At 27.8% G+C, this 20,830-nt stretch carries 14 protein-coding genes; 13 read left to right on the top strand and 1 reads right to left on the bottom strand.

The annotated features are described in order from the left end of the window. Nucleotides 1–23 precede the first annotated feature (23 nt). The 5 genes from ACQRD5_RS13680 to ACQRD5_RS13700 all read left to right on the top strand — a co-directional run bounded on the left by ACQRD5_RS13680 (nt 24) and on the right by ACQRD5_RS13700 (nt 3,769). On the top strand, nt 24–1,022 hold the full coding sequence (locus ACQRD5_RS13680; protein ID WP_294167140.1) for a S66 family peptidase: 999 nt from the start codon (nt 24–26) through the stop codon (nt 1,020–1,022). A 360-nt stretch (nt 1,023–1,382) separates the two neighbouring features. Beyond that, nucleotides 1,383–1,790: a site-2 protease family protein gene (locus tag ACQRD5_RS13685; protein WP_294167136.1), complete on the top strand. Its 408-nt coding sequence runs from the start codon at nt 1,383–1,385 to the stop codon at nt 1,788–1,790. Nucleotides 1,791–1,993: 203 nt separating this feature from the next. Continuing rightward, nucleotides 1,994–2,227, top strand: a complete 234-nt coding sequence (locus ACQRD5_RS13690; RefSeq protein WP_294364301.1) for a GNAT family N-acetyltransferase — start codon at nt 1,994–1,996, stop codon at nt 2,225–2,227. A gap of 55 nt (nt 2,228–2,282) precedes the next feature. After that, nucleotides 2,283–2,432 carry a hypothetical protein gene (locus tag ACQRD5_RS13695; RefSeq protein ID WP_294363966.1) on the top strand — a complete coding sequence of 50 codons (150 nt, stop codon included), beginning with the start codon at nt 2,283–2,285 and terminating at the stop codon, nt 2,430–2,432. Between the two features lie 59 nt (nt 2,433–2,491). Next, on the top strand, nt 2,492–3,769 hold the full coding sequence (locus ACQRD5_RS13700) for a peptidase S41 (protein ID WP_308780605.1): 1,278 nt from the start codon (nt 2,492–2,494) through the stop codon (nt 3,767–3,769). A 103-nt stretch (nt 3,770–3,872) separates the two neighbouring features. Here the strand turns inward: ACQRD5_RS13700 and ACQRD5_RS13705 are convergent, their stop codons facing one another. Beyond that, nucleotides 3,873–5,054: a cation diffusion facilitator family transporter gene (locus ACQRD5_RS13705; RefSeq protein WP_294363963.1), complete on the bottom strand. Its 1,182-nt coding sequence runs from the start codon at nt 5,052–5,054 to the stop codon at nt 3,873–3,875. A gap of 888 nt (nt 5,055–5,942) precedes the next feature. Between ACQRD5_RS13705 and ACQRD5_RS13710 the strand changes: the two genes are divergently transcribed. From ACQRD5_RS13710 to ACQRD5_RS13745, 8 genes are all read left to right on the top strand, one after another. Continuing rightward, nucleotides 5,943–7,238, top strand: coding sequence for a M18 family aminopeptidase (locus ACQRD5_RS13710; protein WP_291630039.1), 1,296 nt, complete (start codon nt 5,943–5,945; stop codon nt 7,236–7,238). Between the two features lie 250 nt (nt 7,239–7,488). Then, a complete protein-coding gene (gene murQ, locus ACQRD5_RS13715) occupies nt 7,489–8,397 on the top strand; it encodes an N-acetylmuramic acid 6-phosphate etherase (protein WP_291630041.1) in 909 nt (302 codons plus the stop codon). Between the two features lie 49 nt (nt 8,398–8,446). Further along, nucleotides 8,447–9,808 carry a PTS transporter subunit EIIC gene (locus ACQRD5_RS13720; RefSeq protein ID WP_321128864.1) on the top strand — a complete coding sequence of 454 codons (1,362 nt, stop codon included), beginning with the start codon at nt 8,447–8,449 and terminating at the stop codon, nt 9,806–9,808. Nucleotides 9,809–9,913: 105 nt separating this feature from the next. Further along, entirely contained in the window at nt 9,914–10,990 is a 1,077-nt protein-coding gene (locus tag ACQRD5_RS13725) for a DUF871 domain-containing protein (protein WP_291630045.1), read from the top strand. 20 nt (nt 10,991–11,010) lie between these two features. After that, complete coding sequence (locus tag ACQRD5_RS13730) at nt 11,011–11,856, top strand: MurR/RpiR family transcriptional regulator (RefSeq protein WP_291630047.1); 846 nt, start codon at nt 11,011–11,013, stop codon at nt 11,854–11,856. A gap of 361 nt (nt 11,857–12,217) precedes the next feature. Further along, nucleotides 12,218–15,016, top strand: a complete 2,799-nt coding sequence (locus ACQRD5_RS13735) for a fibronectin type III domain-containing protein (protein ID WP_427746958.1) — start codon at nt 12,218–12,220, stop codon at nt 15,014–15,016. 247 nt (nt 15,017–15,263) lie between these two features. Further along, nucleotides 15,264–18,005 (top strand): fibronectin type III domain-containing protein, encoded by a 2,742-nt coding sequence (locus ACQRD5_RS13740; RefSeq protein WP_427746959.1) that lies wholly within the window; start codon nt 15,264–15,266, stop codon nt 18,003–18,005. Between the two features lie 333 nt (nt 18,006–18,338). Continuing rightward, on the top strand, nt 18,339–20,531 hold the full coding sequence (locus ACQRD5_RS13745) for a sialidase family protein (RefSeq protein ID WP_291632027.1): 2,193 nt from the start codon (nt 18,339–18,341) through the stop codon (nt 20,529–20,531). Nucleotides 20,532–20,830: the final 299 nt, after the last annotated feature.

The raw sequence follows: 20,830 nt of genomic DNA on the forward strand, positions 1-20,830 counted from the left end.
ATAAATAAATGAGAGGATTAATAATGAAAAGTGTAGAGAAATTAAAGATTGGAGATTATATTGGCATTTTTTCACCATCATCACCTATAACATATTCATGTCCTAAAAGATTTAAAAGGGCTAAAAAATATTTGCAAGATAAGGGGTTTAATATTATAGAAGGAAATCTTACAGGAAAACATGATTTCTATAGGTCAGGAACTATTAAAGAAAGAGCAGAAGAATTAAATGAATTAATTAGAAATCCCAAAATTAAGTGTATTATTTCTACAATTGGGGGTATGAATTCAAATTCTATTCTTCCTTATATAGATTATGAAGCATTTAAAAGAAATCCTAAAATAATAATAGGTTATTCAGATATTACTGCAATTTTACTTGCTATATATGCACAAACAAGAATAAATACTTATTATGGACCTGCATTGGTAGCTTCCTTTGGTGAATTACCTCCCTTTGTAGATTATACATATAAGTATTTTAAAGAAATTCTTGTAGATAATACAGAACTTCCCTATAGTTTTAATATGCCTGAATTTTGGAGTGATGAGTATATTAATTGGAGTACCCAAGATAGGGAGAAAGAAAGAAGGGCTAACTCTTGGATAAAAGTTTGTGATGGAATTGCACGTGGTAGAGTTATAGGTGGAAACCTAAATACAATAGAAGGAATATGGGGAAGTAAGTACATGCCTGAAATAAAAGAGGGAGATATACTTTTTATAGAAGATTCACTAAAAGATATTGCTACAATAGAAAGAAGCTTTTCACTTTTAAAAATAAATGGTGTTTTTGATAAGATTTCTGGAATAATACTTGGTAAACATGAATTATTTGATGATTTAAAAACAGGTAGAAAGTCATATGAAGTTTTGTTAGAAGTCTTAGGAGAGAAAAAAATACCTTTTATTGCAGATTTTGATTGTTGTCATACACATCCCATGTTCACACTACCAATAGGATGTGAAATTGAGCTTAATGCTACAGAAAAGAAAATATCAATTATAAAAGATTGGATTTAATTAATATTTATGAAAAAGCACAACTATTCTTGTTGGGATGGAGTGCTTTTTTCATTTGTTTTAAACTTTAGTATAATGCATTTAATACCTATATTAAGTTCAAATTCTAAAAGTTTAGAGTATCCATCCATTACGGTATTTCAAAATATTACTTTGAAATTATACTATATTTAGGTACAATATACATATAAGAAAAAAATGGAAATTGATAAAGGGTTAATGAATTTATGGATATTGTAGCTATATTATTAACTAATAACATAGCTTCATAATAGATTAGAAATTAAAATGTATATTTTTAATAAATGTTAAAATTGAGTTAATATATTAAATTATAAGAGAGGTTTTAAGGAAGATAAAATGGAATTATTATTTAAAATTATTATTAGTTACTTTGCTTTATATTTAGTAATCTTGTTGCATGAGTTGGGACATTCATTTTTTTATTGGAAGTTTGGTTGTAAAGAGAATTGGATTAAAGTAACTGTTAAGCCATATCTATTTTTTTCAACACCTGCACTTGTTGATGAAAATAAGGCTGATCTATTAAAAGATAAAGATGATTTAATAATATCTTATGCTGGAATTACTGTGAATTTAATAGTTGCACTTTTAGCAGTTGTATTAAATTATTTTTACTCTAGTAATAATGTTTATGTAAATTTATTTATATCTCAATTTATTTCTTTGAATTTAGTAGAAGCAATTACTTATTTAGTTATTGGCAATATATATTTAGTTAGTGATATGAAAATATTGCTAGAATAAATTCTAAATTAAGATCAATTAATTTTGTTATTGGATTAGTAATAACTATACTTTACCTTAAATATTTATTTACTTTACAAGGAAGTATTTTAAGTGTTGTTATTATATCTAATTTACTTGTCATTCTGTGCATGGGACTTGGCAGAATTATTTTTACTTATCTTTATTCTAAAAAGTAAATTGTCATTATAATTGATGATGAATTGAGAAAGGCTTATGAGCATATTCATAATACTTTATTAGTTAAAATAGAAGAATTTAATAGGATTTGTGCAAGACATGATATTAGAAATGTAGCCTCAGGGGAAGTAATGAAAAAGTGTAAGATGACTTATGAAGGAACATTGAGAGAGATTCAATTTAGAAATAATGAATTTTGTAGTTTAGCGGTTTATTCAATTTTAAGAAGTGAATGGATTAGAAAACGTAATAAATAATATTGATAATTAAATTAATATTTAATAAGAATTATTTAAGTTAGGGGATGATATATTGAAAATAATTTTGTTAGGTATTGCAATAATTTTATTTGGTATAGCATTGATATTATGTTCATCTGGTGGGCCAAAGGGGATAGGATTAGTTATACCATTTATAGGATTAATAATATCTATTATTGGTGCTTGTATTCATGAAAAATAAACTAGTATGGGAAATGTTTATATAACTTAGCAGATCGAGTATTTAAATATGGGGGAGTTATGAAAAATAATAAAAAGAAAAAGATATTAATTATATTGGGGATAATTGTAATCTTAATGTTAATAGTAGGTGGAGTTGTTATCAATAAAATATTTAATAGAGTTACTAGCTCAGCAAGAATATCTAGTAGCAATAGAAATGAGAAATGGATAAAGGATATTGAATTCTTAAAAGATAAACTACCAAAGAAACATAAGAATTTATTTTTTTATAAATCAAAAGAAGAGTTTAATAATGAAATAAATGAGTTGATAAAAAATATTCCAAGTTATACTGATGAAGAAGTAAAAGGAAAGTTAGTAAAGATAATTACATCAATAAATGATAGTCATACTAGTGTAGGTTTAGATAATCTTAAGTTTTTTCCATTGAAATTTTTTGAGTTTGAAGATGGAATTTATTTAATAGATGGTGAAGAAAATTATAAGGATTACTGGGGACAAAAATTAATTGCTATAAATGGTTATGAAATAGAAGAAGTAAAAGAAATGATTAAGCCTTATATATCAAAGGATAATAGTGCTATATTTAAAAATCAATTTTCAAACTCATTAACAAATTTAAATTTGTTAAGTTTCAGTGGAATAGCTGATAATGATGAAGTAACATATACCTTTACTGATGGAGATATTACTGTTAAAGCTTTATCTTATAAAAATAATAAGAATATGAAGTTTATATCAGAAAATAATGATAAAGTACCACTTTCGAAACAAAATAATAATGATAAATATTGGTTTAAATATTTAGAAGATGAGAATATAGTTTATGTTAAATATAATTCATGTAGCAATATGGAAGGATATTCATTTAAAGAATTTACTAATGATGTTTTTCAAGTTGTTGATAAAAATAACCCTGATAAGTTAGTAGTAGATTTTAGGGATAATGGTGGTGGAAACTCAGCAATTTTCAATAGTTTTTTAGAGGCTATAAATGAAAGAGAGGATATTAATAAAACAGGAAAACTTTATGCAATTATAGGAAGATCAACATTTTCTTCAGCTATATTAAATACAATGGATTTAAAAAAGAATACAAATGCCACTTTGGTAGGTGAATCAACAGGAGGACAACCTAATCACTTTGGAGAAGTGAAGCAGTTATATTTATCCAATACTAATATTACAGTTTATTATTCAAGTAATTATTTTAAAACAACTAAAGAAGATGTAGATTCAATTTATCCAGATAAAGAAGTAACTTTAAAAGCTAGTTCATTTTTTGAAGGTAAAGATGACTTTTTAGAGGCAATAATTAATGAAGAAGTAAAATAATTAATATTACCTTCATTATGAAAAGGAAAGATGATAAAGGATATGTTGTGTCGACTTGGAGCAAAGCGACGGAGAAAGCAACATATCCTTTATCATCTGACTACTATTCCATGAAGTCGTAGTCTACTGTAATTACACAGTTATATTGAGGATGCTCAGAATGAATTGAATCCTTAATATCACGAAGCATATTTTCCTTTTTCATTTTATGGCCAGAGATTGAAGGCGAAACAACTATATCAAATATAAGGTTTTTATTATCACCTTCTCCAACTATTCTAAAATCGTGCATAGATTTAATTTCAGGATATTTCCTAAGAACAGTTTCAACATAATCCCAGGTTTCCTTAATTTCATCAGTAATAACACAAATAGGGTCCATATGGATTACTAAATGTATGTTTAAGTCTCTTGATATTTCTCTTTCTACCTTATCTATTACATTATGAATTTCCATTATATCTTTATCAGCTGGTATTTCAGCATGAAGTGAAGCTATAATTCTTCCAGGACCATAATTATGAATTATAAGGTCATGAACACCAGAAATAAGAGGATAAGATAATACTCTTTCACATATTTCATTTACAAGTTCAGGATCAGGTGCTTCTCCAAGTAATGGATTTAAAGTTTCCTTAATTAAGCCAAAGCCAGCATATAATATTGCTAAAGCTACAAAAACTCCAATATATCCATCTAGTGGGAAGGAAGTAAACTTTGCAAGTAAGAAAGAAACTACAACAGTACTTGAAGTGAATACATCTCCTAAGGCATCTGTTGCTGCAGCTTTTAGGGCAGAGGAATTAATTTTATTACCTACAAATTTATTAAAGGCTGATAGCCAAACTTTAAAACTAATAGAAATTAATAAAAGGATAAAAGGTATTAATTCAAAAGTTATTGTTGTAGGATTTAATATTCTTTCTACTGAAGATTTAATAAATTGAATTCCTACAAGCATTACTAAAAAGGCTACTATAAGTGCAGATAAATATTCTATTCTTCCATGTCCAAATGGATGCTCAGCATCAGCAGGTTTACTTGCCATTTTAAATCCGATTATAGTAATTATAGAAGAACCTGCATCTGATAAGTTATTAAAAGCATCAGCAGAAATTGCTATAGATCCAACTAACATACCTACAAAGAATTTAATTAAAAATAAAATAAAATTAATTACTATTCCAACTACACCACCTAAGGTTCCATAAGCATTACGAACTTTAGGGTTTTTTATATCTTCACTATTTTTAATAAATTTATTAACTAAAAACTTAGAAATCATTATATCACTCCTATCTATATAAATTTATTATTATCTTTAATAAATAATATTTATGTTTTTTTTAATAAGTCATAGTTTTTATATAATAACTATTTATATACTTTATTTTAAATTATTAACAGAAAATAATATTAAAAACTATAACTAATTATATTATATTGTTCCAAAGCGTCATAAATTTATTATATACCAAAGTATAGCAATTTCAATTGCAATAGAAATAGAAAAATAAGATTATTTCATTTTATTAAATATATAGTAGTTTTCTATATTCAAGTGTATAAAACAACAAAAAATGTAGATAATGATATAAATTACATGCAATTATTGACTAAATATATAGTTGTGAAATAAAATTACATTATTAATACTAATTTTATGCTCAATATTATACGAAAAAAAGATAACACCTAATATTCCCATCATTAGGTGTTATTCTTTTATTTTCAATTGCTAAAAATTCAATAATTATAGTAGAGATATTTTTAGAGTTCTATTTAAATATGTATAATACAATAAAAATTGTAGTAATAGATTAGAAAAAAGGGAAATTATTGACTAAATATATAATTAAAAATAAAATAAAGGTACCATATTATATATTATATATTATATATGTATTATTTATCCATATATATGAATTTTTCTAATAACAAAATCTTAAAAATAACACCTATTGCTCCCACAGTAGGTGTTATTTTTTTGAAAAAATTCCTTCATTTATTCCAGGAAATAGAATAACAATAAGAAAATCTAAATCATTGAGTTTTTAAATTTAGAATACTAGTATAAATCTTTATATATTAAGGGTTAAGTATTATTAAGAATATTTCTTGATAAAATATATTATATGATATAATAAAATTAAAATACTTTAGGAGGATACAAATGGAAAAGAATTTAGCATTAGATTTAATTGATTTTTTATATAAAAGTCCAACAGCTCATCATTCTGTAAAAACTATAAGAGAGAGATTAGAGCTAAATGGATTTAATGAAGTAAAAGAAAGTGATAAGTGGAACTTACAAAAAGAAGGTAAGTATTATGTTATAAAAAATGATTCAGCTCTTATTGCCTTTACTATTGGAAATGGAGATATTGAAGAAGCTGGCTTTAAACTAATAGGAGCACATACAGATTCACCAGGATTTAGAATAAAAGCAAATCCAGAAATGGTTTCAGAAGGAACTTATTTAAAATTAAATACTGAAGTTTATGGTGGCCCAATTCTTTATACTTGGTTTGATAGACCTTTAGGTATTGCAGGTAAGGTCACTATAAAAGGAAGTTCACCATTAAAGCCAGAAGTTAAGCTTGTAAATATCAACAAACCATTATTAATTATTCCAAGTCTTGCTATTCATATGAATAGAAGTGTAAATGAAGGGCTTAACATTAATAAACAAAAAGATACATTACCTTTATTAAGCCTTATAAATGAAAAGTTTGAAAAGGATGGATATTTACTTAAGATTCTAGCAGAAGAACTAAAGGTAGACACATCTGATATACTTGGTTTTGATTTAGGTCTTTATGAAATTGAAAAGGGAGCTATTATAGGCTTAAATGAAGAATTTATTTCAGCTGGAAGATTAGATGATATGTGGATGGTTTATGCAGGTATTCAAGCCTTAATAGAAAGCAAACCAAACAAGTCAACTAAGGTTATGGTATGTATGGATAATGAAGAAATAGGAAGCTTAACTGCTCAAGGTGCAAATTCAGCTTTATTATTAAATATATTAGAAAGAATAACTTTAGCTTTAGGAAAAGATAGAGAAGGTCTTCACAGAGCTTTAGCAAATTCATTAATGATTTCTGCAGATTTAGCTCATGCTGTTCATCCAAACCTAGAAGAAAAGCATGATCCAACTAATAGACCTGTATTAGGAAAGGGACCAGTATTAAAAACAGCAGCCTCAGGAAGCTATAGCACAGATAGCTATAATGCAGCTATATTTGAAGGCCTTTGTAATTCAGCAGAAGTTCCATATCAAAAGTTCTTTAATAGATCAGATGTAAGAGGTGGAACTACTATAGGACCAATTACATCATCACTATTAACTATACCTGTAATGGATATGGGTGCTCCATTACTTTCAATGCATTCTATTAGAGAATTAGCAGCAGTTAAGGATAATGTATACACTATAAAATTATTTACCCAGTTTTATAACTTATAATTTGAAATAGTATTTCATAAAAGTAATTAGAATAAAATAATGAATTTTATTATGGAAGTTAAGTTCAATAGTAACTTAGCTTCCTTTTTGCTTTGAATTTTAGAAGTTATTGTTCTCTTATTACATTTTATTAAAAGGTTTTCTGAAATGAAATTTAAAATTTTATAAATTAGTATTGAAACGAAATTTCAAATATGATAATATACTATTGTAATAAAGATATAGAGCTTACTTATTCGGAGGTATTTAAATGAAAAGTATAGATTTAGCTAAACTTACAACAGAAAGTAGAAATGAAGATACATTAAATATTGATAAAGTTTCAACATTAGATATGGTAAAAATTATAAATAATGAAGATAAAAAGGTTGCAGCAGCAGTTGAAGCAGAATTACCAAAGATTGCAGAGGCTATTGATGAAATCGTTAAAGGAATGCACAAGGGAGGAAGATTGATTTATATAGGTGCTGGTACTTCCGGAAGACTTGGAATATTAGATGCATCTGAATGCCCTCCAACATATGGAGTTTCAGAAGATTTAGTTCAAGGAGTTATTGCAGGTGGGAAAGAAGCAATATTTAGAGCTAAAGAGGGAGCAGAAGATTCTAAGGAATTAGCAGTAGAAGATTTAAAAAATAGAAATTTAAATGAAAATGATGTTGTGGTTGGACTAGCAGCTTCAGGAAGAACACCATATGTTATAGGTGCATTAGAATATGCAAATGAAATAGGCGCTGTAACAGTATCCATTACTTGTAATAAAGATTCAGAAGTTTCAAAAGTAGCTAAAATTTCAATAGCACCAGTAGTGGGAGCAGAAGTTGTTACAGGATCAACAAGATTGAAATCTGGTACAGCACAAAAATTAGTTTTAAACATGTTATCAACAGGAGCCATGATAAAACTAGGTAAGGTTTATGGTAACTTAATGGTTGATGTAAGAGCAACAAATGAAAAGCTAGTTGAAAGAGCAAAGAAAATAGTTTGTGAAGCAACAGGCGTAGAAAGAGAAAAAGCAGAAAATATATTAAAAGAAACTGACTTTGATGTTAAACTTTCAATATTTATGATTCTTTCAGAATTAAATAAAGATGAAGCAAAGAAAATTTTAGATGCCAATAAAGGGTATATTGCTGAAGCTTTAAAAAGTATTGAATAAAAATAAATTTTTATAAAGCATTAAATAAAACTTTACGGAGGATGTAATTATGACAAACACAGAAATTGCTAAAAATTTAGTAGAATTAGTTGGTGGAAAAGAAAATATCTTATCTGTAGCGAATTGTATGACTCGCTGCAGATTAGAATTAAAAGATTACTCTAAGGCCGATATTGAAATGATTAAAAAATCAGAAGGTGCTTTAGGTGTAGTTAAAGCTGAAGGACAACTTCAAGTAATTTATGGACCAGGAAAAGTAAATAAAGTAACAGCAGAAGTAAGTAAGATTGTTGGAAAAAAAGTTCTAATAGGAGAAGATGCAGTTAAAGCAACTAAAGAAAAATTAAAAGCTAAGAATGATACTAAATTTAAAAATATATTGAAGAAATTAGGAAATGTATTTATTCCAATGATACCTTTATTTGTAGCATGTGGTTTAGTTTTAGCTGTTAATAATATTTGTAGTGTTGAGTTTGGAGATGCATATAAATCAACTACAGCAGCTCAAATAATTGGACTTATAGGTAATGGAGTATTCTCAATACTATCAATTTTAGTTGGTGTAAATGCAGCTAAAGAATTTGGTTCAGATATGCCAATGATGGGTGGAGTGCTTGGTGGTATTTTATCATCAGCAGCATTAGCTAACATTACTATTTTAGGTAAACCTTTAACTCCAGGTCGTGGTGGTATTATTTCAGTAATTCTAGTAGTAGTTTTAGCTGTTTACATTGAAAAGGTTTGTAGAAAATTTGTACCAGATGTACTTGACTTATTTGTAACACCATTAGTAACATTAATTTTATCAGTTTTAGCAGCATTATTTATATTACAACCAATTGGTGGTTTTATTTCAGATTCAATAGGATCAGTAGTTGCACAAACAATTGCATCAGATAATATGTTTGTTTCAGTTATTTCAGGAGCAGTATCAGGAGCACTATTTTTACCATTAGTTATGACAGGTATGCATCAAGCATTAACTCCTATTCATGCAGATTTAATTGCAAATGTAGGATTTACAGTATTATTACCTATATTAGCAACAGCAGGAATGGCACAAGTTGGAGCAACTATTGCAGTACTTAGAAGAACTAAAAATGAAAGATTAAAGAAGACAGCTAAAAATGGATTAGTACCAGGATTCTTAGGAATTGGAGAACCATTAATATATGGTATAACTTTACCACTAGGAAAGCCTTTCTTAGGAGCTTGCTTAGGAGCAGGAGTAGGTGGAGCGGTAATGGCTTTCTTCAAAGTTGGAGCAGTTGCGATGGGAGTATCTGGATTACCACTTGCATTATTAATAGCAGATGGAAAGATGTTTGTATTCTTAATAGGAGTACTTGCATCATATGCAGCAGGATACTTATTTACAGAAATTCTTGGATTTGAAGATCCAGTAGAATAATTTAATATAGAATAACCCAAATTATGAAGCTTGGAGAGACATGTATCAAAAATTTGAAGGATATTTGCAATGGTTTTAATAGATAGATTTTAGAGGTGATTATATATGAGTTTTGGATTTTCAGTTTATTTTGGTTTAGATAATAGTAAGGAAGAAAATATAAAGTTATTAAAGGATGCGCATAACCTAGGTTTTACTAGAATATTTACTTCATTACATATACCAGAAGCAAATTATGAAGTCTTAAAGGCAGAAGTAAAAGAATTCTTTGAGTTAGCAAAAGATTATGATATGGATATAATTAGTGATATTTCACCTAATACTTTTAAATTTTTAGATTTAGATGATATGGATTTAAAAGGCTTAAGAGATATGGGAGTTAAAACTATAAGAATTGATTTTGGATATAGTGAAGAAGATATTGCTAAGATGAGTAAAAATAAATATGGAATTAAAATTCAATTAAATGCTTCTACTATTACAGAAGAATTCTTCAAAAAACTTGATAGATACTCTCCAGACTATGAGAATATAGATGCTCTTCATAATTTTTATCCAAGGATAGGAACAGGAATTTCTGAAGAGTGTATGATAAAGAAAAATAGTATCCTTAAAGAAAGAGAAATTAAACCTTGTGCGTTTGTTCAGTCTAATAATAGAAAAAGAAGTCCTTTAAAAGATGGACTTCCTACACTTGAATATCATAGGGGAATGGCAGTTAGGGAAGCTGCTAATCATTTATTTGCTTTAGGAAATACATCAGTATTTATTGGGGATTCATTACCAAGCATAGAAGAACTTAAGGAGTTGTCATCATTAAATCCAGAAGTTATAGAATTAGATATAAAAGTAAAATCTAATGATGAAATTACACTTAGGTTATTAAATGAAGTTTATTCTGCAAGAACTGATGAAGCTAGAGATGCTATTAGAGCAAGTGAAAGTAGATTAATATTAAAGGAAGACATTATAGAACCTTATAATAATGTTAATAAAGAAGTTGGAGATATAACTATAGATAATAAGAATTATTTAAGATATATGGGAGAACTTCAAATTTTAAAAATGAATCAAGAAAAGGATTCAAGAACAAATGTTGTAGCTTCTATTTTACAAAAAGATTTATATTTATTAAAATATATACAAGGTGGTAAAAAGTTTCGATTTAATTTTAATAAATAAAAGAATTGTAGGGTGTGAAAATGAACGTATTGCAGTATATTAAACAAAACTTTGATAGTTTTACTGATAGGGAAAAGTTAATAGCAGAATATTTACTAAGTAATAAGAAAAGTATAATTAGTATGTCAGCAAAGGAAATTGGAGATATTACAAATACATCTGCACCAACTGTAGTTAGATTTTCAAAAAAAATAGGCTTTGATTCTTTAAATGAAATGAAGCTGCAGTTATCTCTTAATTTACAAAGTGATGATAATTCAGATTTCGAATATCTTCATAGTGATTTATCTACAAAGAATATAATAAGAGGAGTAAAAAGCTCTATAGATTCTATAATGAATCAAACTATTGGTCTTTTAAAAGAAGAAGAATTAGAAAAGGCTATTGAATTATTAAATAAAGCTAAAAATGTTTATATCTTTAGTGTTGGTAGTTCAAGTTTAGTAGGTATGGATTTTTATTATAAATTAAGTAGAATTAATGTAAGATGTATAGCTCACAGTGATACTCATCTTCAAATGACAGCATCTGCACTTATGGAAGAGGGAGATGTGGCTATTGCAATATCTTATTCAGGAGAAACTAAGGAAGTTCTTAAGTGTGTATATAATGCTAAAAATTATGGAATACCAGTTATATCAATTACAAGAGCAAGCATAAATAATACATTAGCAGATATGTCAGATATAGTTTTAAGAGTTCCTTTTGTTGAAAAATCCTTAAGAGAAGGAGCAATGAGTTCAAGAATTTCACAATTAGCAGTTATTGATATGTTATTTTTAGGAATGGCAAGAAATAATTTAAAGGGAATAGAAGAAAAACTTAGAGTAACTAGAAGTGCTGTAGAAGAATTTAAAGTTAAGTAAATTTGAGCTGTTTTTACAGCTCTTTTTTTATAAATTTATAAAAATAGTATTATATGGATAAATTTTTTTAATTAATTTCCTTAAGTATAGAAGGGATATATATATTATATTCTTAAGAGTTGAGCTTCTTAGCTATCAAAGAATGTAATATTTATATCCTTTTCAATTTGGAATAAATTATGATAAAAAATTGAGAAATTAATAAAAGTTAACAAAAAATTAAAAAAACGTTTACAAATAAAGTCGAATTTTGTATAATCTATCTGTGCAAAAAATGATGTAAGGAATTGAAGAATAAATAGAATATTTACAATATAAGTGAGAGATTAGATTTGCATTATTAGATAAAAGGAGGGGTTTTATGAAGAAAAAAAGTTTCAGGAAAATCTTAGCGGCATTATGTGCAATGACAACCATGACAATTTGTTTCTCTAAAGTACAAGCAGCGCCTCTAGAGAATACAAATAGTATTGACCAATCTAAAAGCTACATTATCTATAGTGGAGATACCAATAAGACACTATATGATGATGGTGGAAATAATGAAGGATGGTTACGTCAAGGTAAATTTTTAGACTTTGATAAGAATTTTAAGTGGAAACTTGAGAAAAATGGTAATAACTTTTATTTAAAGAATGAAGGAACAACTTGGTATGTTAAGGGAGAAAGTAAAGAAGTAGTTAAAAATTCAGTTACTACTTCATATGTAGTTTCTGATAAAGCAAATAATGGAAATGATAAAGGGGCATATTCTTTTGAAAAAGTTGAAGATGGATATAAATTAAAATCAGTATCAAATAATAAGTATTTAAAACATGGCGTATCAGATAATTATGTAACTTTTACAAATAACGCTTCTGATGCTAGTGTTTGGAAAATAGAAGAAGCTCCTACAGTAGATTCATCAAAAAATTATATTATTTATAGTACAAATACAAATAATACAATATTTGATGATGGTGGAAACACTGATGGATGGGTAAGAAAAGATGCATATGCAAAATTCCAAAAGAAATTTACTTGGAGTTTTGAAGAAGGAAATACAGGCTTATACATAAAGAATTTACTAACAAAATCATATCTTAAAGAAACTCATGGAACAGTTAATGGAAAAACTATAAATTATGCACTAACAGAAAAAACTAATGGAGTTGCAAAAGGTGAATATACATTTGAGAGAATTTTTAATACTGGTGGCTCCTATAAAATAAAATGCAATAATACTGGTAAATATTTATTACAAGGCCAACAAAATGCTGGGAATTATATAACTTTTGCAGATAGCTCTGCTACAGCAAGTGTTTGGAAAATACAAGAAGAAGAAGCTTATCCAAAACCAGCAGGAAGTATAACTTTATGGGATAATGCTATATATAAGAATTACTATAGAATTCCTGCTATAGGAACAGCTAATGATGGAACATTATTAGCAATAAATGATTTAAGATATAATAATGCAGCTGACTTAGGTAATCATAGAATAGACCTTTTAATTAAAAACTCAACTGATAATGGAGTAACATGGTCTAATGAGACAAATTTAACAGTTAAGAATAGTAGTGCAAACTATGGATTTGGTGATGCTGCAATAGTAGCAGATCGTAATTCAGATAAGGTTATAATCCTTGCAGCAGCAGGAGATAAAGGATTCTGGCATAGTAATAGAGCATATGTATCTACTAGACAAAATCCAATTAAAGTAGCAAAGCTTGTTTCAAATGACGGTGGAAAAACTTTTTCAGAACCAGAATATGTAACAGATGAAATATATGGATTAGATACATCTTGGACAAGACTTTTTGTAGCATCAGGTAGAATAATGCAATCAAGATATGTTAAAGTTGGAGATTATTACAGAATATATGCAGCGATTTTAGTTGGAAAAGGTAATAGTAATGCGGGAAATTATATTATCTATTCAGATGACTTTGGTGATACATGGAAGCTTCTTGGAAATGCTACTTCACCAGTACCAGCTGGAGATGAAGCTAAGATTGAAGAATTACCAAATGGTAATGTAGTTATTACAAGTAGAACAGGAACAGGAAGATTAATTAATGTATTTACTTATGATAAAAATGATACAACATTTAGTAAAGGGCAATGGGAAGCTAGCCCTAAGAAATTAACACTTGGTAATGGATCTGCATGTAATGGAGAAACATATATAGTATATGCAAAAGATACTACAACTAATGAATATAAATATTTAGTATTACAATCACTTCCTACAGTAGGAAATTCAAGAAAAGGTGTAGGAATATATTATAAAGAAATTAATAGCAGCGACTCTACTGTTAATGATTTTATAAGTGGTTGGAATTCAAATAACTTCTATATGGTACAACCAAGAGATAGTGCTTATTCTACAATGGCTATTCAAAAAGATGGTAAGATTGCTTTCTTATATGAAGATAGAAATTCTGGTGGTTATGATACTCAATTTATTAGTTTAGATTTAAAAACTGTAACTAATGGAAAATATGAAATGGCATTTGCAGGAATTGGTTCTGAAAAGAACCCATATGTTGTAGAAACAGAAGAACAAGCAAAAGCAGTTAATGAAGTATTTAAAAATGAAAAAGTTAATTGGACATATAAAGTATCACCTGAAGTTCCAGGGGAAGTATCAGCTACAGCTAGAACTGCAAATAGCGCTGTTATAACATGGAATAAAGCTAATGATAATGGAGTGACTGTTGGATATAATATTTACAATGAAAAAGGTGAACGTTTAAATAGTGATATCATTACAGAAGAAAGATTTGAATTAGAAAATCTTGAACCAGGTAAAGAATATAGTATTACTGTTAAAGCAGTAAATAAAGAAGGTGCTGAATCTGAAGCAGCTAACTTTATATTTAGTACAAAATCAGAATCAGAACTAGTAAATCCAATTGAAGATGGTAAAAAAGAAGTAGAACCAGTTGAAGATGAAAAGCAATTAGCTGGTGAATATTCAGGCAATCAAGTACAACCAGGAGAAACAGTAAAAGTTGATGATAAAGAATCTAATGCAAAAGATAAAAATCTTTCTTTATCATTAAAAGGCTTAGCTAATACAGGAGATATTACAAATGTTTCTATGTTAATAGGCGGTGCATTACTTAGTGCTGGTGGATTAGCTGGATTATTAGCAAGAAAAAGAAATAAAAGATAATAGTAAGTAGAAAACAATAATATAAAATAGAAAAGGTATGAAGGATCATATTACTTTGTACCTTTTTTATTTCAAATAAATTATGATTAAAAAATTAATAAAAGTTAATAAAAACGTTTACAAATAAAATCGAATTATGTATAATTTACATGTATAAATATTATGTGAAGGGGTGTAAGATAAATAGAATATTTGTTATGTAAGTAAGTGATTAGACTTGAATTATTAAATAAAAGGAGGGTATTTTATGAAGAAAAAAAGTTTCAAGAAAATCTTATCAGCAGTATGTGCAATGGCTACTATGACAATTTGTTTCTCTAAAGTACAAGCTGCGCCTCTAGAGAATACAAATAGTATTGACCAATCTAAAAGCTACATTATCTATAGTGGAGATATAAAAACTACATTATATGATGATGGTGGAAATAATGAAGGATGGTTACGTCAAGGACACTATTTAGACTTTGATAACAGCTATAGTTGGAAGATTGAGAAAAATGGAAATAACTTTTATTTAAAGAATGAAGGAACAAATTGGTATGTAAAAGGAGTTGCTAAAACTTCAAATAATAATCCTAATGAATATGTTGTTTCTGATAAAAGTGGTGGATCACAAAAAGGTGAATATTTGCTTGAAAAAGCTGAAGGTGGATATAAATTAAAGTCAGTATCAAATGGAAAGTACATTAAATATGGACAAGATAGAGATTATGTAACATTTACTGGTAGTGCTTCTGCTGCAAGTGTTTGGAAAATAGAAGAAAAGCCAGCATATGATGCTTCTAAGGAATATATTATTTATAGTAATAATAAAACTAATGCATTATATGATAGTGGTGGAAAAGATGTAGGTTGGCTACAAAAAGGTACATATGCAGAATTTAATGGAGTATATTCTTGGAAAATTGAAAAGAACGAGACAGGTTTATATTTAAAGAATGTTGGAACATCTTGGTATGTTAAAGGAAATCCACTAAATTTAAATAATAAAGATTATGTTGTTTCAGATAAAAATGGAGGAAATGAAAAAGGAAGTTATAAATTTGAAAAGGTTATAGGTGGATATAAAATAAAATCTTTAACTAATAATAAATACATAAGATTTGGACAAGATAGAAATTATATAACATTTGCAAACAATGTTTCTGAAGGAGCTCTTTGGAAGTTAGAAATTGCACCTAAGTTTGAAAAGCCAGAAGGTAGTATTACTTTATGGAAGAATCCAAATGGTAATGAATTCTATAGAATTCCAGCTATTGCAACTACTAATGATGGAAGGTTATTAGCAATTAATGATTTAAGATATGATTATGCATCAGACTTAGGTAATCATAGAATAGATCTTTTAATTAAAAGTTCAGATGATAATGGAGTGAATTGGACAGAACATAAAAATTTAACAGTTAATAATAGCAGGGCAAATTATGGATTTGGTGATGCAGCAATGGTAGCAGATCGTAATTCAGATAAGGTTATAATCCTTGCAGCAGCAGGAGATAAGGGATTCTGGCATGCAAATAGTGCTTATGTATCTACTAGACAAAATCCTATTAAAGTAGTAAAACTTGTTTCAGAAGATGGAGGAAAAACTTTTTCTCAACCAGAAGATATAACTAAGAAAATTTATGATTTAGATCAATCTTGGACAAGATTATTTGCAGCTTCTGGTAGAATTATGCAATCAAGATATGTTAAAGTTGGAGAGTATTATAGAATATATACAGCAATTTTAGTTGGAAAAGGCAGTGCAAATGGAGGGAATTATGTTCTATATTCAGATGACTTTGGTGATACATGGAATGTTCTTGGAGGAGCTATAACTCCTATCAATAATGCTGATGAAGCTAAAATAGAAGAATTACCAAATGGTAATGTAGTCCTTGCAAGTAGAACAAATAGTGGAAGAAATATTAATATATTTACTTATGATAAGAATGATTCAACATTTACTAAAGGACAATGGGAATCTTCTTTTAAGAAACTAACACTTGGAGACGGATCAGCATGTAATGGAGAAACATATATAGTATATGCAAAAGATACTGCAACTAATGAATACAAGTATTTAGCATTACAATCACTTCCTACTTTAAATAAAACAAGAAAAGGAGTAGGGATTTACTATAAAGAACTTACTGATAATGATGTAAATGTTGATGGATTTATAAATGGTTGGAGTGAAGACAATTTCTATATGGTTCAACCAAAAGATAGTGGATATTCTACAATGAGTATACAAAAAGATGGAAAAATTGCTTTCTTTTATGAAGATAGAAAAGAAAACGATGGATATGATGGTGAGTTTATTACTTTAGATTTAAAAGCTATAACTAATGGAAAATATGAAATGGCATTTACAGGAATTGGCTCTGTAAAGAGTCCATATGTTGTAGAAACAGAAGAACAAGCAAAAGCAGTTAATGAAGTATTTAAAAATGAAAAAGTTAATTGGACATATAAAGTATCACCTGAAGTTCCAGGAGAAGTATCAGCTGCAGCTAGAACTGCAAATAGCGCTGTTATAACATGGAATAAAGCTAATGATAATGGAGTGACTGTTGGATATAATATTTACAATGAAAAAGGTGAACGTTTAAATAGCGATATCATTACAGAAGAAAGATTTGAATTAGAAAATCTTGAACCAGGTAAAGAATATAGTATTACTGTTAAAGCAGTAAATAAAGATGGTGCTGAGTCTGAAGCAGCTAACTTTATATTTAGTACAAAATCAGAATCAGAACTAGTAAATCCATTTGAAGATGAAAAGCAATTAGATAGTGAAAATTCAGGCAATCAAGTACAACCAGGAGAAACAGTAAAAGTTGATGATAAAGAATCTAATGCAAAAGATAAAAATCTTTCTTTATCATTAAAAGGCTTAGCTAATACAGGAGATATTACAAATGTTTCTATGTTAATAGGCGGTGCATTACTTAGTGCTGGTGGATTAGCTGGATTATTAGCAAGAAAAAGAAATAAAAGATAATAAATAAGCAGAAAATAAAAAGGGTATGAAGATAATATTACTTCATACCCTTTTATTGTTTTTGTTTCTTAAGAAAAGTATTTAGTACAGCTGAAATTAGTTTAATTAGGAAGAACAAAATAAAGAAAAGATAATTTAAAAATAAAAAATAAAATCAAAAAAATTTATTTAAAATCACCTAAAAAATATATACAATTGAAAACGTTTTTAGTATAATGTAAACGTAAACGTTAACGTTAAGAGGATGTAAAAAGTATTATAAAAATAGATAAGAATATTTTTTATATTATTTGCTGATTAGCTTTTTATTATTAAATAATTGGAGGAAAACTTATGAAGAAAAAATTATTCAGTAAAATCTTATCGACGGCATGTGCAATTGCAACTATGACATTATGTTTTTCCAAAGTACAAGCAGCACCTATAGATAATACTGCTAGTATTGATTCAACTAAAAGTTACATTATTTATAGTGGCAGTACAAAAAATGCACTATATGATGATAACGGAGTTAATGAAGGATGGATAAGACAAGGAAACTATTTAGACTTTGACAAAAGCTTCAGTTGGAAAATTGAAAAAAATGCAGAAGGTTTTTATCTAAAAAATGAAGGAACAAATTATTATGTTAAAGGGAATGGGAAATTTCATATATGTGATAATGTTGTTTCTGATAAAAATGGTGGAAGTGCAAAAGGAATTTATTTATTTGAAAAAGCTGAAGATGGTTACAAATTAAAATCTAATACTAATCACAAATACTTGACTTTTGGTGAAAATAGGAATTATGTAACTTTTACAGATGATTCTTCTAAGGCAAGTATTTGGAAAATAGAAGAAGTTAGAGACGATGCTGTAGATAATTATATTATTTATAGTAAAGATAAAAATTCTACATTATATGATAGTGGTGGAGCTCAAGTAGGCTGGTTACAAAAGGGTAAATATGAATATAATAATAAGTTTTTATGGAATATTCAAAAAAATGGTAATGAAGCTTACCTAAAGAATGTAGGAACAACTTGGTATGTTAAAGGTAATGGTCATAGCTATGATAATCTTTCATATGTTGTATCAGATAAAAATGGTGGAGCTGAAAAGGGTACATATTTACTTGAAAAAGTTTTACATGGATTTAGAATTAAATCTACTGCTAATAATCAATATTTAACATATGGATTAGATGAAAATTATGTAACATTTACAAGTAGCGCTCCTGAAGCAACTGTTTGGACAATAGAATATGAACCAGCATATCCAAAACCAGAAGGAAGTATTACATTATGGGAAAATCCAGTAGGAACTAATTATTATAGAATTCCTGCTATTACAACAACAAATGACGGAACATTATTAGCTATTAATGATTTAAGATATAATCATGCAGGAGATTTAGGAAATCATCGTATTGATCTTTTATTAAAATCTTCAACAGATAACGGGGAAAATTGGTCAAATGAAATTAATTTAACAAAAGATTATAGCAATGCAGGTTATGGCTTTGGTGATGCTGCTATAGTTGCAGACCGTGAATCAGATAAAGTTTTAATTTTAGCAGCTACAGGAAGTAAAGGATATTGGCATGATAACCCAAATTATGTTTCTACTAGAAACAATCCTATTAGAGTTTCAAGCTTTGTGTCTACTGATGGAGGAGCAAACTTCTCAAGACCAAATGATTTAACAGAACAAATTTATAATTTTGATTCTTCATGGTCAAGATTATTTGTAACATCTGGAAGAATAATGCAATCTAGATATATTAAAGTTAAAGATTATTATAGAATATATGCGGCAATTCTTGTTAGTGGAAAAGGAAATTTTGTTATTTACTCAGATAACTTTGGAGAATCATGGAATATTCTTGGAGGAACTACTTCACCAATACCAAATGGAGATGAAGCTAAAGTAGAAGAATTACCAAATGGAAATGTTGTTCTTGCAAGTAGAACAGGTTCAGGAAGATTTATAAATGTGTTCAAATATAATAATGACGGAAACTATACAAGTGGTAGTTGGGAAAGCAAACAAAAATCATTAGTGCTTGGAAAAGGAAAAGCAACTAATGGTGAAACATATATTGTATATGCAAAAGATACTGAAACTAATGAATATACATATGTAGCATTACAATCAATTCCAACATTAAATAATTTAAGACAAGGAGTTGGTATATTCTTTAAAGAAGTTAAGAGTAGTGAAAGTACTGCTACTGAATATGTAAATGGATGGAGTGCAAGTAACTTCTATATGGTACAACCTTTAGCTAGTGCATATTCTACATTTAGTGTTCAAAAAGATGGTAAAATTGCTTTCTTCTATGAAGATAGAAATAGAGGCGGATATGATGCTCAATTCATTAGCTTAGACTTAAAAACAATAACAAATGGAAAATATGAAATGGCATTTAAGGGAATAGGATCAGTAGAAACTCCATATATAATAGAAACTCAAGAACAATTAGAAGCTGCTAATGGAATATTTAGCAAGGAAAAAGTGAACTGGATTAATAATATATCACAATAAAAAATAACTAATAATATTTAAATAAAAAAGGTATGAAGCATCAGATTTACTTCATACCTTTTTATTGTTTTTGTTTATTGTGAAAAGTATCTAGTATAGCTGAAATTAGGTTAATTAGGAAGAAGAAATTAAATAAAAGAAATTTTAAAAAAAGTGTATTTCAAATAAAAAAATATATATACAAATGAAAACGTTTTTAGTATAATGTAAACGTAAAGAGCAAAATGGTGTGAAGTATTATAAAAATATATAAAAATATTTAGTGTATTAGTTGCTGATTTGCTTTGCATTAATAAAAT

The organism is Clostridium sp. SGI.024, assembly GCF_050315195.1.
Taxonomy (GTDB): Bacteria; Bacillota; Clostridia; order Clostridiales; family Clostridiaceae; genus Clostridium.